Origin of the sequence: Burkholderia sp. Ac-20365 (assembly GCF_017104715.1) — a bacterium.
In the GTDB taxonomy this organism is placed as follows: Bacteria; Pseudomonadota; Gammaproteobacteria; order Burkholderiales; family Burkholderiaceae; genus Paraburkholderia.
Genome location: NZ_JAAGPI010000015.1, coordinates 23,272 through 36,390 on the forward strand (window position 1 = coordinate 23,272; position 13,119 = coordinate 36,390).

10 protein-coding genes are annotated in these 13,119 nt (G+C 62.4%); 9 read left to right on the top strand and 1 reads right to left on the bottom strand.

All coding sequences use genetic code 11. The features are described 5' to 3' along the window. Positions 1 to 137 precede the first annotated feature (137 nt). The 6 genes from phaR (at position 138) to G3O01_RS24610 (ending at position 6,707) form a co-directional block, all read left to right on the top strand. Positions 138 to 716: a polyhydroxyalkanoate synthesis repressor PhaR gene (gene phaR, locus G3O01_RS24585; protein WP_205808823.1), complete on the top strand. Its 579-nt coding sequence runs from the start codon at positions 138 to 140 to the stop codon at positions 714 to 716. Between the two features lie 345 nt (positions 717 to 1,061). Continuing rightward, positions 1,062 to 2,453: a 30S ribosomal protein S12 methylthiotransferase RimO gene (gene rimO, locus G3O01_RS24590; RefSeq protein WP_205808825.1), complete on the top strand. Its 1,392-nt coding sequence runs from the start codon at positions 1,062 to 1,064 to the stop codon at positions 2,451 to 2,453. Positions 2,454 to 2,456: 3 nt separating this feature from the next. Further along, positions 2,457 to 3,383 (top strand): sugar kinase, encoded by a 927-nt coding sequence (locus G3O01_RS24595; protein ID WP_205808826.1) that lies wholly within the window; start codon positions 2,457 to 2,459, stop codon positions 3,381 to 3,383. A 156-nt stretch (positions 3,384 to 3,539) separates the two neighbouring features. Beyond that, a complete protein-coding gene (gene bktB, locus G3O01_RS24600; protein WP_205808828.1) occupies positions 3,540 to 4,724 on the top strand; it encodes a beta-ketothiolase BktB in 1,185 nt (394 codons plus the stop codon). A gap of 185 nt (positions 4,725 to 4,909) precedes the next feature. Continuing rightward, the gene (locus G3O01_RS24605) at positions 4,910 to 5,470 is read left to right on the top strand and encodes a hypothetical protein (protein WP_241024252.1); all 561 of its coding nucleotides are present in this window, start codon (positions 4,910 to 4,912) and stop codon (positions 5,468 to 5,470) included. 52 nt (positions 5,471 to 5,522) lie between these two features. Beyond that, positions 5,523 to 6,707 carry a cystathionine beta-lyase gene (locus G3O01_RS24610; RefSeq protein WP_205808832.1) on the top strand — a complete coding sequence of 395 codons (1,185 nt, stop codon included), beginning with the start codon at positions 5,523 to 5,525 and terminating at the stop codon, positions 6,705 to 6,707. A gap of 789 nt (positions 6,708 to 7,496) precedes the next feature. On the opposite strand, the gene serB is transcribed toward G3O01_RS24610, so the two are convergent. After that, positions 7,497 to 8,336 (bottom strand): phosphoserine phosphatase SerB, encoded by an 840-nt coding sequence (gene serB, locus G3O01_RS24615; RefSeq protein ID WP_205808841.1) that lies wholly within the window; start codon positions 8,334 to 8,336, stop codon positions 7,497 to 7,499. A 334-nt stretch (positions 8,337 to 8,670) separates the two neighbouring features. Here serB and G3O01_RS24620 point away from each other — a divergent pair, with 334 nt between their 5' ends. The 3 genes from G3O01_RS24620 to G3O01_RS24630 all read left to right on the top strand — a co-directional run bounded on the left by G3O01_RS24620 (position 8,671) and on the right by G3O01_RS24630 (position 13,092). Next, positions 8,671 to 10,617: a glycosyl hydrolase family 28 protein gene (locus G3O01_RS24620; RefSeq protein ID WP_205808843.1), complete on the top strand. Its 1,947-nt coding sequence runs from the start codon at positions 8,671 to 8,673 to the stop codon at positions 10,615 to 10,617. A 108-nt stretch (positions 10,618 to 10,725) separates the two neighbouring features. Further along, entirely contained in the window at positions 10,726 to 11,955 is a 1,230-nt protein-coding gene (locus G3O01_RS24625) for a cytochrome P450 (protein ID WP_205808844.1), read from the top strand. 183 nt (positions 11,956 to 12,138) lie between these two features. Further along, on the top strand, positions 12,139 to 13,092 hold the full coding sequence (locus G3O01_RS24630) for a Ku protein (RefSeq protein ID WP_205808854.1): 954 nt from the start codon (positions 12,139 to 12,141) through the stop codon (positions 13,090 to 13,092). Positions 13,093 to 13,119 lie beyond the last annotated feature (27 nt).

The following is a 13,119-nucleotide window of genomic DNA, read 5'->3' on the forward strand; positions in this document are numbered from 1 at the left end:
CCTGGTTCGTGGTGGCTTGAACGAAGCAGGACGTTGCATGGTTCAGATGTTTCTGGCGGCGTCTTGTACGCGCAGCGTTTTGCTGTGCGTTCGACAGGACGCCGTTTCTGCGCTTCATTCGCGCTCAAAGGCGTTACATGACCACTACTACAAAGAAAACAGCCGAACGACTCATTAAGAAATATCCGAACCGTCGACTGTACGATACAGAGACCAGCACTTACATCACGTTGACTGATGTGAAGCAGCTCGTGCTGGATCAGGAGGATTTCAAGGTCATCGATGCCAAGAGCAACGAAGACCTGACGCGCAGCATCCTGCTTCAGATCATTCTCGAAGAAGAAAGCGGCGGCCTGCCGATGTTCTCTTCGATCATGCTGTCGCAGATCATCCGTTTTTACGGACACGCGATGCAGGGCATGATGGGCACGTACCTGGAAAAGAACATCCAGGCGTTCATCGATATCCAGAACAAGCTTGCCGATCAGTCGAAGGGCCTGTACGAGGGCAAGTCGATGAATCCGGAAGTCTGGTCGCAGTTCATGAACATGCAAGCCCCGATGATGCAGGGGATGATGACGAGCTATATCGAGCAGTCGAAGAACATGTTCGTGCAGATGCAGGAGCAGATGCAGAACCAGGCGAAGACGATGTTCAGCACGTTCCCGTTTACGCAGCCTGCGCCGCAGGGGAATCCGGAACCGGAGAAGAAGTAGGGGCGATTGCCGTCTCCGAAGCCTGCCTGCTGTTTCCACAGGGTCTGCCCGATAGCGAGTCGGGCAGACTGCGGTTTCCATGCACTCCCGCAAACCCTCTCCATAGCCTGTGCGTGCCGGTCTCGCGTTCAAACCTGGTCCAGCTCACCCACGGTATAATCCCAGGTTGCTTGCGCAGGGCCCAACCGTATCCCACAAGATCCACATGGCCCCATTTCGCGACGGCCCTCGCCACGAGAAAGCCGCCGCACGGTGCACCCACGTTTGCCGCGATTCCGGCGTTTGGGCTGCACGCCCAAGCCCTCGTTTATCGCGTCACTCATCGCTCTCGCCGGACCATTCTCTATGTCGCAGACTTCGACCCCCGCCGCGCCGACCGCTTCGATTCCGAAGGTTGGCTTCGTTTCACTCGGATGCCCCAAAGCGCTCGTCGACTCCGAACAGATCATCACGCAGCTGCGTGCGGAGGGTTACCAGATCTCCGGCACCTATGACGGCGCGGATCTTGTGGTCGTCAACACCTGCGGCTTCATCGACGAAGCCGTGCAGGAAAGCCTCGATGCCATCGGCGAAGCGCTGAACGAGAACGGCAAGGTGATCGTCACCGGCTGCCTCGGCGCGAAACAGAGCGCGAGCGGCTCGAACCTGATCGAAGAAGTGCATCCGAAGGTGCTAGCCGTCACCGGCCCGCACGCCGTAGGCGAAGTGATGCAGGCCGTGCACAGCCATCTGCCGAAGCCGCACGATCCGTTCGTCGATCTCGTGCCCGCCGCCGGCGTCAAGCTGACGCCACGTCACTATGCATATCTGAAGATTTCCGAAGGCTGCAATCACCGCTGTACGTTCTGCATCATCCCGTCGATGCGCGGCGACCTGGTGTCGCGTCCCGTCGCCGAAGTGATGCTCGAAGCGGAAAACCTGTTCAAGTCGGGCGTGAAGGAACTGCTGGTGATCTCGCAGGACACGAGCGCTTACGGCGTCGACGTCAAATACCGCACAGGTTTCTGGAACGGCAAGCCGATCAAGACGCGCATGACGGACCTCGTCGGCGCGCTCGGCGAACTCGCCGCGCAGTATGGCGCCTGGGTGCGTCTGCATTACGTCTACCCGTATCCGAGTGTCGACGAAGTGATTCCGATGATGGCGGAAGGCCCGCTCAAGGGTCACGTGCTGCCGTATCTCGACGTGCCGTTCCAGCACGCGCATCCCGAAGTGCTCAAGCGCATGAAGCGCCCCGCGAACGCCGAGAAGGTGATGGAACGCGTGCGCGCCTGGCGCGAGATCTGCCCGGATCTGACCATCCGCAGCACGTTTATCGCGGGCTTCCCCGGCGAGACGGAAGAGCAGTTCGAAACGCTGCTCGACTTTATCCGCGAGGCGGAACTGGACCGCGTCGGTTGCTTCGCGTATTCGCCTGTCGAAGGTGCGACGGCCAATGAACTCGACGGCGCGCTGCCCGACGAAGTGCGCGAGGAACGCCGCGCGCGCTTCATGGAAGTGGCCGAAGAAGTGTCGGCGAAGCGCATCGCGCGCAAGGTCGGCAAGACGCTGAAGGTTTTGGTCGACGAAATCAATCCGGATGGCGGCATTGGCCGGACGGCTGCGGATGCGCCGGAAATCGACGGCGTAGTCTACATTGCGCCCACGACGAAGGCGTCGAAGCGTTATAAGGTTGGCGATTTCGTGTCGGTGAAGATCACGGGCGCCGACGGCCACGATCTGTGGGGCGAGGTCTAAGCGATGTCGCAGAGCACGCCTGCCATCCTCGCGCTCGGCGAGGCGATGGTCGAATTCAACCAGTCCGAAAAAGGCCAGCCGACGTATCTGCAGGGCTTCGGTGGCGACACATCGAACTTCTGCTTTGCGGCTTCGCGGCAGGGTGCGTCGACGGGCTTCGTGTCGGCTGTCGGCAATGACCAGTTCGGGCGTCTGCTGCTCGATCTGTGGCAGAGCGAACAGGTCGATACATCGTCCGTGCGCGTCGACGATCAGGCGCCGACGGGCGTGTATTTCGTGTCGCACGGTCCGTCCGGCCATCAGTTCGATTATCTGCGTGCGGGTTCCGCCGCGAGCCGCTACGCGCCGCGTGACCTGCCGCTCGATGCGATCGCCGCTGCCAGTGTCATCCATCTGTCGGGCATCAGTCTCGCGATCAGCGTGAGCGCCTGCGATGCCGCGTTTGCCGCGATCGCGCACGCGCGCGCGAACGACACGCTGGTGAGCTTCGACACGAACCTGCGCCTGAAACTGTGGCCGCTCGCGCGGGCGCGTGCGGTGATGCTCGAAGCGATCCGCCAGACCGACATCTGCCTGCCGAGCTGGGACGACGTCACCGAACTGACAGGGCTGACCGAACGCGACGACATCGTCGATTTCCTGCTCGCGCAAGGTCCGCGCGTCGTCGCGCTGAAGCTCGGCAAGGAAGGCTCGTATATCGCGACGCCCGACGAACGCCGTGTGGTGCCGGGCCACGTCGTCAACGCCGTCGATGCAACGGGCGCGGGCGACTGCTTCGGCGGCGCGTTCATTGCGCGCATCGTGGCGGGCGACGATCCGTTTCAGGCGGCGCGCTACGCGAATGTCGCCGCGGCGCTGTCCACACAAGGCTTTGGCGCCGTCGCGCCAATCCCCGACCGCGCGACGGTCGAACGGACTATGGGCGCCTGACACGACGCATTCACACCAACAAACTGTTGCGCTGCACAATAACATCGGGCACATTTAGAACGGTCGTGCGGCTCGAGCGAGTTCAGCAGGACAAGGTCGCGCGCGGTGTTCGATGCCGCGTGCGACATTTATCTGAGACAACAGGAGGAGGCAGCGATGCAACGTGAAGTGGTGGTAGTAAGCGGCGTACGCACGGCAATCGGCGACTTCGGCGGCAGCCTGAAAGACTTCGCACCGACGGATCTCGGCGCGCGCGTCGTACGCGAAGCATTGTCGCGTGCGAACGTCGGCGGCGAAGACGTTGGTCACGTCGTGTTCGGCAATGTGATCCACACCGAGCCGAAGGACATGTATCTCGCGCGCGTGGCAGCGCTCAACGGCGGCGTCGCGCAGCACGCGCCCGCGCTGACCGTGAACCGGCTGTGCGGTTCGGGCCTGCAGGCGATCGTTTCGGCCGCGCAGAGCGTACTGCTCGGCGACGCGGACATCGCGATCGGCGGTGGCGCGGAAAGCATGAGCCGCGCGCCGTACATCATGCCGTCGGCGCGCTTCGGTCAGCGCATGGGCAACGCGAGCATCGTCGACATGATGCTCGGCGCGCTGCACGACCCATTCCAGACGATCCACATGGGCGTGACTGCCGAAAACGTCGCGAAAAAATACGAGATCTCGCGCGATGCGCAGGACGCGCTCGCGCTCGAATCGCATCGCCGCGCCGCTAAGGCGATCGAAGCCGGCTACTTCAAGGAACAGATTCTCCCGATCACGATCGCGTCGAAGAAGGGCGACACCGTCTTCGACACGGACGAGCACGTCCGCATGAACGCGACGGCCGACGACTTTTCGAAACTGAAGCCCGTATTCGCGAAGGAGAACGGCTCGGTGACGGCGGGCAACGCATCGGGCATCAACGACGCGGCGGCGGCTGTCGTGCTGATGGAGCGCAGCGTCGCCGAGAAGCGCGGCGCGAAGCCGCTTGGCCGGCTGGTGGCCTACGCGCATGCGGGCGTCGATCCGAATTACATGGGCATCGGTCCCGTGCCTGCAACGCAAAAGGTGCTGGAGCGTGCAGGACTGAAGGTCGGCGATCTCGATGTGATCGAGGCCAATGAGGCATTCGCTGCGCAGGCGTGCGCCGTCAGCAAGGAACTCGGCCTCGATCCCGCGAAGGTGAACCCGAACGGCTCGGGCATTTCGCTCGGTCACCCGATCGGTGCGACAGGCGCGCTGATCACCGTGAAGGCGCTGTACGAGCTGCAGCGTATCGGCGGGCGCTATGCGCTCGTGACGATGTGCATTGGCGGCGGGCAGGGCATTGCGGCGATTTTCGAGCGGATCTGATCGGCTCGCGAGGCAGGACGGCACGCTCGCCGTCCTGCCTCTGAACGAACTTGCGGTATAACCGGTCGAAGCGGTTCGCGAAGCGTCGAACGCGCATTGGGCGCTGATGGGACGCTATCAAGCCGGTTGAAAGGAAATAACGGATGCAGGAAACAAGCTCGAAACACCGAGCGTCGTGGCACGCGATGCTCGCAGCGGCAACACTGGCCGTGATGGCGGTGTTGCCCGTCGCGACGCACGCGGAAAGCGACGCCGTCAAGGCACTCGCGGCGCCGCCGGCGATCCAGTTGCCGCTCAAGCCCAGTCCCGAATTCGCGAAATTTCCGCAATACGCGGGCACGCTCGGCAAGCGTCAGATCGTGCTGCGCCTGGGCGCGAAAACCGACGACCCGTCCGGCGTGCACGGCGAATATCAGTTTGCCGACACGGGCGAAGTGATCCTGATCGCGGGCGACCGCGACGGCGACACGCTCGAAGTCGAAGAATCGAACGACGGCACGCATATCACGGGCAATTGGGTCGGCAAAATCGCAGCCGATGGCTCGCTCGAAGGCGAGCGGATGAACGTCGACGATTCCAATCCGCTCGAGTTCTCGTTGCGGCCGCTCGCGGCAGGCCAGAAAGCGCCCGCAGCCGCGCCTGCTCAAGCTCAGAAACCGGCGCAACAGCCGGCGCAACAGCCGGCGCAGCCGCGCACCGGCGGCCAGCCCGTCAACGGCGTGAGCAATCTGACGATTGGCGAATAGCTTGACGCCAAGGCGTCGCGCGCATTACTGACGAATTCAACTTTCCCTGACCATGACAAAAAAGACTCCGAAACACGGCTTGCAGACTCGCATCGTCCAGCCGACCGATCAGCTTACGCCTGGCTGGGAATCGTTCTCGGTGCCCGTCGCGCGTGCGTCGACGGTGGTCTTTCCCGACCTCGCGGCGATGCGCGCGCTCGACTGGCGCAACGACGCGCAATGGCGCTACGGCCTGCACGCGACGCCGACCTCGATCGCGCTCGCGCAGCGTCTTGCCGCGCTCGAAGGCGGCAACCATGCGCTGCTGCAGCCGTCGGGGCTGTCGTCGATCTCGAACGTGTACTTCGGCCTAGTCAAATCGGGCGACGATGTGTTGATTCCCGACAACGTCTATTCGCCCAATCGCGATCACGCCGAGTGGCTCGCGAAGGACTTCGGCATCACGGCGCGCTACTACGATCCGATGATCGGCGCGGGCATTGCCGACCTGATCCAGCCGAACACCAAACTGATCTGGCTCGAAGCGCCTGGTTCGGTGACGATGGAAGTGGCCGATATTCCTGCAATTACGGCCGTTGCCCGCGCGCGCGGCGTCGTGACGGCCATCGACAACACCTGGTCGGCGGGCCTCGCATTCCGGCCGTTTGATCACGGCGTCGATATTTCGATGCAGGCGTTGACGAAGTATCAGTCGGGCGGCAGCGACGTGCTGATGGGCGCGACGATTACCGTCGATCGCGAACTGCATCTCAAGCTGAAGCTTGCGCGCATGCGGATGGGTATTGGCGTGTCGTCGGACGATTGCTCGCTGATCCTGCGCAGCCTGCCGTCGATGAAAGTGCGTTTCGAGCAGCATGACAGGAGTGGGCTCGAACTTGCGAAGTGGCTGAAGACGCGTCCGGAAATCGCGGCCGTGTTGCATCCGGCGTTGCCTGATTGCCCGGGGCATGAGTTTTATCTGCGCGATTTCACGGGCGCGGGCGGGTTGTTTTCGGTTGTGTTCGATGCGCGTTATACGCCGGAGCAGATCGATACGTTCTGTGAGTCGCTCGAACTGTTTTCGCTTGGTTGGAGCTGGGGTGGGGCGCAGAGCCTTGCTATGCCGTATGACGTTGCGTCGATGCGTACGGAGGCACAGTGGCCGCATCGTGGCACCTTGGTGCGGTTTTATGTCGGGCTCGAGGATGAGGCGGATTTGCGGGCGGATGTTGAGCGGTGTCTTGTAGCGTTGGGGTGAGATTTTTTTTGTCTTTGCGACGCTTGGTGTGGTTTGCTAGTTGTGTCGCTGGCGTCCGCGTTTTGTTATCGGTGCTTCACGCGTCGCCCCTGTGCGGGGCGGCACCTACTTTTCTTTGCCGCGGCAAAGAAAAGTAGGCAAAAGAAAGCCGCTGAACACCGCTAGCCCTTGTTCTTGCCCACGGGCCCCCAACGGTCCCGTCCTGTCCGCGGCATCTCCCTTCTCGATGCCCGCTGCCAACGCTTCGGCTAGGCACCGCACCCGCTTCACACGCCCGCGTCGCCACACACGCGATCAAATCGTCCACGTTCTAAAGCGGCAAACTGTGTGTAGGCCGTCCCGGCGTATGTGCTCCACTCCGGACTGAAAAACACGATCGGTGTCGTAAGAGCGCTGAGGCGTGGAGTACTACGACCTACACACAGTTTGCCACCTGGGCGGCCGCAATCATTCGCTGCCGCTGGCTGCGCTACGGGTGAGTGAAGTGGGTGAGGCGCCCATTTAAAGCGTTGGCAACGGGCACTGAATGGCGGAACGCCGTGTGAAGTGGAGGAACGGTTGGGGGCCCTCAGGCGGTGGTCAAGCACGGGTGGTGTTAGCCCGCTTTCTTTGCTTACTTTCTTTGCGGCGGCAAAGAAAGTAAGTGCCGCCCCGCACAGGGGCGACGCGTGAAGCACGAAGGCGCCACGCGGATGCCGGCGAAAAAGCGAAAAGCGAAAAAGCGAAAAGCGAAAAGCAAAAAGCAAAAAGCAAAAAGCAAAAAGCAAAAAGCAAAAAGCAAAAAGCAAATCAGAACAACCGCAACAACCCATCCAACCCAACAAAATTAAAACCAACACTCGCGGCTTCCCTCACAACAGGCTTCGCCCGAAACGCAACAGAAATCCCCGCGACTGCCATCATCTTCAGGTCGTTAGAACCATCGCCCATCGCAATCGCACGAGCCGGCTCGATGCCCAGCTTGTCGCACACCTCGCGCAGCGTACGCGCTTTCACGTCAGCGTTGACGATCTCACCCAGCACACGTCCCGTCAGCTTGCCATCGACTATTTCCAGCGTATTCGCGCGCGTGAAATCCAGTCCCAGACGCGCCTGCAGCTTCTCCGTGAAGAACGTGAACCCGCCCGACACCAGCAGCGTCTTCATGCCCGCAGCCTTCGCGCCCGCCAGCATCTTTTCGGCACCCGGCGACAGTTGCAACCGTTGCTCATAAACCTTTTCAAGCGCGCTCGCATCGAGGCCCTTGAGCAGTGCGACGCGGCGCGTCAGGCTCTCGTTGAAATCCTTGATTTCGCCTCGCATCGACGCTTCCGTGATCGCCGCCACTTCCGCCTTCAACCCGCAGAAATCCGCGATTTCGTCGATGCACTCGATCGTAATCAGCGTCGAATCCATGTCCATCGCGACGAGCCCGAAATCCGTCAGCCGGCGACCCGCTTCGACGAAAGCGTAGTCGAGCGCATGCGTGCCGCAGTAGACGTCGAGATCAGGGCGCTGCGCGGGCTCGGCGTTCTCGATGCGCACCGCGTACGGATCGATCACGGCAAGGTTCGAGCCGCGCGCCAGCGCGACGAGCGGCTTGTGGTGTTCGACGGCAATAGGCGTGAGGCTTTGGATAACGAGATTCATGTCGACGCGAGAAGTGGGGAGCAAGACGGCACGGGAAACCGCCTATTGTAACGGTTTCGCCTCGGCGCCCCGACGCGGCTGAAGGGCAGGGCATGAAGGCGTGGTCGACGTCTATCTCAAATAGTTCGTACTACCAAAGTGATTGTCACGCCATCGGTGATATCCACGTGGTCATAAATTGATTCGGATCGCTAATATTTCCATGAGTTGTTTGACAACGTTGTATCGAATCGCAGGTCTTGTCAGATGACAGGCAAATGCAAAGCGTCTGTCGGAACGATCGGACGGTTCGCATGCGTGAACAGGAAATCCAACCAGGAAAGCAGAGCGATCAATGGAAACACAGACACACAGAGACATTTCACTGTCGGTTGCAAGAGTCAGACTTAAGCGAGCAAGCTGCTTCGCCACACTCGTCGCCACGCTGATGCTCGGCGCATGCGGCGGTTCGAGTCAGACACAAGCGGATGCGTCGGGCGCCACCCAGAACAATCAAGGGAGCGGGGCAGCGTCATCTGACGGTGCATCTGAGGCAGCGGCAACACCCGCCCAGCCGGCGTCCGCCGCCGAGCCTGCCAGCGGCGCATCGGATGTGGTCGCAGCAGGCTTCCAGGTCGGCACGACGACCTTCGACAGCGCGCTCCCGCCCGAGCCCACCTTGCCGTCCGACGCGCAGATCTGCGCCACCTTGCCCGCCACGCTCACAGCGCAGCCGAACGGCCTGCTCCCCGACAGCGCGGACGCGGCCGATACGGCGCCCGACACCACGCGCATCCAGACCGCGCTCACGGCCTGCACGAATGCCGCGAGCACGGGGCTGGCCAGCAACAAGGCCGTGCGCCTCGTGAAAGGCTCGGCCGGCGCGAACGCATTTCTGGCCGGCGCGCTCAACCTGCCGAGCGGCGTGACGTTGTGGATCGATCAGGGCGTGACGCTGTTCGCATCGCGCGATCCGCGCCAGTTCGACAAGACCAGAGGCACAGCGAGTTGCGGCCTGATCACCGCGAGCGACAACGGCTGCAACGCGCTGATCAATGCCAGCAAAACCAGCAACAGCGCGGTGGTCGGCGACGGCACGATCGACGGACGCGGCGGAAGCCAGCTCGTCAGCAGCGTGCCGAACGATCCGAACCTGCTCAAGCGGGCGGACGGTTCCGCGATGAGCTGGTGGGACATCGGCTGGGAGGCGAACGTCGTGCAGAACAAGGCGCAGAACAATCCGCGTTTGATCCAGATCAGCAACGGGCGCAACTTCATGCTGTATCGCGTGACGCTGCAGAACGCGCCGAAGTTTCACGTCGTGCCGAGCGGCGTCGAAGGTTTCACTGCGTGGGGCGTCAAGATCTATACGCCGACAGCTGCGTACGAGGCGATGACCAACTACAAGGGCGCGGCGTACAGCACGCTCAACGCCAAGAACACCGACGGCATCGATCCCGCCAGTTCCGGCGTGATCACGAGCAATCCGGGCAACCCGGGCAAGCTGGCCGGCGATGTGAGCAACGTCCTGATCGCCTACACGTCGATCCGCACAGGCGACGACAACATCGCGATCAAGGGCGGCACGGCGCCCGTCAATGGCCGCACGTACAACATCACCGTCGCGCACAGCCATTTCTACGAAGGGCACGGCATGTCGATCGGCAGCGAGACGGCGGGAACGGACAACGGCGCAACGAACGCCGACGTCACGCCCGTCGGCGGCGTGTACCCGAGCGTCAGCAACGTGAGCGTGTACGACCTGACCATCGACGGCGCGGACAACGGTTTGCGCATCAAGTCCGACTGGAGCCGCGGCGGGCTGATCTCGAACATCCGCTATGCGAACGTGTGCATCCGCACGGCCGCGCAGACGGCTTCGCTCACGCCACAAGCGCTGATCTTCTCGCCGTACTACAGCCCCACGAAAAACGGCGGACTGTATCCGAACCTGCAAGGCATCTCGCTCGATGGCGTGCGTATCGTCAACGCGTCCAGCTACACGTTCCAGGGCTTCAATTCGGCCAGTGCCGTCCTGCTCGGCGCGGGTTGGTCGGCGGGGACGGTGGGCCTGCCGGCTCCCGCTGTCGTGAACCCGTTGCTGATCTCGCTGAACAATGTGACTGCCGATGTGGCGCCGCTCGCACCGATGAGCGTGGCGGATGCGCAATTCTCGATCGGCGCGGGTGGCACATCGTTGCCGTTGCAACCGGCCAATGGCGTGTCGATTGCGCGTGCAACGCCTGCGAGCGTCGCGCCTGTCGATTGCAGTCAGGCGTTCGTGCCGTTTCCGTTGAACTAGGTCCGATTCGTTCGACGCCGGCGCGCCTGGGACGCGCCGGCATGGTTCATACTGGCGGCTCGAAACAGTCAGCCGCATGCGCGGCGAAGACAACAGACGGAGACGCCCATGCATTCATCCACCGACGCGGACATCGCCCGCCATTTCGACTTGCGGCACCTCGACGCGTCGTTTCACGCGGACCCGTATCCCGTCTATCACGCGCTGCGCACGCACGAACCCATCAAGCGGATGCCGGACGGCTCGCTCTTTCTCACCCGCTATCGCGATGTGCAGGCCGTCTATCGCGATCCAAAGACCTTCAGTTCCGACAAAAAAGTGGAGTTCGCGCCCAAATACGGCGCGACGCCGCTCTTCGAGCATCACACGACGAGTCTCGTATTCAACGATCCGCCGCTGCATACCCGCGTGCGCAAGCTGATCGCAGGCGCACTGACGGCGCGCGCGATCGCCGCGATGGAAGACGGTCTCGTGCGTCTCGTCGACGTCCTGCTCGACGATGCCGCGGCGCGCGGCGAGATCGATCTGATCGGCGATTTCGCGGCAGCGATTCCCGTCGAAGTGATCGGCAATCTGCTCGACGTGCCGCACGACGAGCGCGAGCCGTTGCGCGACTGGTCGCTTGCGATTCTCGGTGCGCTCGAGCCGTCGCTGACTCCCGCGCAACACGAACGCGGAAACAGCGCGGTGACGGAATTCGTCGCGTATCTGAAGGACCTCGTCGCACGACGCCGCGCGGCCCCCGGCGATCCGCAACACGATGTGCTGACGCGTCTGATCCAGGGCGAACAGGGCGAGGGCGGCGAGCAGTTGTCGGAAATCGAACTGCTGCAGAACTGCATTTTCATTCTGAATGCCGGCCACGAGACGACGACCAATCTGATCGGCAACGGCCTCGTTACGCTGAGCGTCTGGACGGACGAGCGCGATGCGCTGCTGCGCGAGCCCGATCTGATCGAGAGCGCCGTCGAAGAATGTTTGCGCTTCGAAAGCTCGAACCAGCTCGGCAACCGCATGACGATGCGCGATACGGAAATCGGCAGTGTGGTGGTCGCGGCGGGCACGCCTGTGACGCTGTGTATCGGCGCGGCGAATCGCGATCCCGAACAATTCGCGAATCCGGACCGCTTTGATATCCGCCGAGCGCCGAACCGGCATCTCGCGTTCGGCTTCGGCATTCATCAATGCGCGGGCCTGTCGCTTGCACGGCTCGAAGCGCGGATCGCGATCGGACGTTTCGTGCGGCGCTTTCCGTCATACCGGATCAGCGGCGAGCCGACGCGCGGCGGACGCGTGCGTTTTCGCGGGTTTGCAGCGGTGCCGTGCGCGGTCGAATGAGGCGCGTGCGGCGCAAGCGGACACACGGATGACGACAGTCCGGCGTCCGTAGCTTTTTCTGCGCGCAGGCAAGACTTACAGTGTGTAGGGATCGCAGGGGCACGGCCGGCGTGCGTAGGCATCCCGTCGCGGCGCTGGGCACGCTTGCTGCTTCGAGTGGAGTTCAACTCCCGGGAGTGCGCAATGGCTCATATGATCTGGAAAGGTGCGATCAGCTTCGGTCTTGTTCATGTGCCGGTGCAACTCTATCCGGCGACCAGATCGGAGAAAGTCGGCTTCAACCTGCTCGACCGGCGCACGGTCGATCCCATCGGTTATCGGCAGATCAATAAGCGCACCGGCAAGGAAGTGGCGCGCGAGAACATCGTGCGCGGCTACGAGTACGAGAAGGACCGCTACGTCGTGCTGAGCGATGAGGAGATTCGCGCGGCCAATCCCGAGTCGACGCAGACGGTCGACATTCTCGCATTCGTCGACGCAGCCGAGATTCCGTTTCTCTATCTCGACACGCCGTATTACCTGACGCCCGATCGCAAGGGCGACAAGGTCTACGCGTTGCTGCGCGAGGCGATGAAGGCGACGGGCAAGATCGGCGTCGCGAATGTCGTGATGCACAACAAGCAGCATCTGGCCGCGCTGATTCCCGTCGGGCCGATGCTCGCACTCAACACGCTGCGCTGGGCCGACGAAGTGCGTCCGTTCGACGAATTCAAGGTACCCGACGAAAGCGCGAAAAAGACAGGTGTCACCGCGCGCGAACTCGATATGGCGAAAAAGCTGGTCGCCGATATGAGCGATACGTGGGACCCGTCCGCGTACAAGGACACGTTCCGCGATGACATTCTTGCGCTGGTCGACCGGAAGGTGAAGGCGGGCAAGACGGAAGAGGTGATGGATATCGAAACGCCGCGCGAAACGCGTCGGTCGGCGGATATTCTCGATTTGTCCGATCTGCTCAAGCGTAGTCTTGGAGGCAAAGGCAAGCGGGCCGCGCGTGCATCGGCAAACGACGATGCCGATGAAGAAAAAGCACCCGCCAGGCCACGCACGGCCGCGAAAAAGACCACGCGACGGACGGCGGCCACGACTGCGCGCAAATCGACAGGCACAGCGGCTCGCAAGCGCCGCGCGGCCTGAGCGGCTCGCTTGCTGACGATGCCCCCG

Bases quoted from the DNA above. Each gene is read 5' to 3' on its own strand.
- phaR (WP_205808823.1), top strand. From the start codon at position 138: ATGACCACTACTACAAAGAAAACAGCCGAACGACTCATTAAGAAATAT.
- rimO (WP_205808825.1), top strand. From the start codon at position 1,062: ATGTCGCAGACTTCGACCCCCGCCGCGCCGACCGCTTCGATTCCGAAG.
- G3O01_RS24595 (WP_205808826.1), top strand. From the start codon at position 2,457: ATGTCGCAGAGCACGCCTGCCATCCTCGCGCTCGGCGAGGCGATGGTC.
- bktB (WP_205808828.1), top strand. From the start codon at position 3,540: ATGCAACGTGAAGTGGTGGTAGTAAGCGGCGTACGCACGGCAATCGGC.
- G3O01_RS24605 (WP_241024252.1), top strand. From the start codon at position 4,910: ATGCTCGCAGCGGCAACACTGGCCGTGATGGCGGTGTTGCCCGTCGCG.
- G3O01_RS24610 (WP_205808832.1), top strand. From the start codon at position 5,523: ATGACAAAAAAGACTCCGAAACACGGCTTGCAGACTCGCATCGTCCAG.
- serB (WP_205808841.1), bottom strand. From the start codon at position 8,336: ATGAATCTCGTTATCCAAAGCCTCACGCCTATTGCCGTCGAACACCAC.
- G3O01_RS24620 (WP_205808843.1), top strand. From the start codon at position 8,671: ATGGAAACACAGACACACAGAGACATTTCACTGTCGGTTGCAAGAGTC.
- G3O01_RS24625 (WP_205808844.1), top strand. From the start codon at position 10,726: ATGCATTCATCCACCGACGCGGACATCGCCCGCCATTTCGACTTGCGG.
- G3O01_RS24630 (WP_205808854.1), top strand. From the start codon at position 12,139: ATGGCTCATATGATCTGGAAAGGTGCGATCAGCTTCGGTCTTGTTCAT.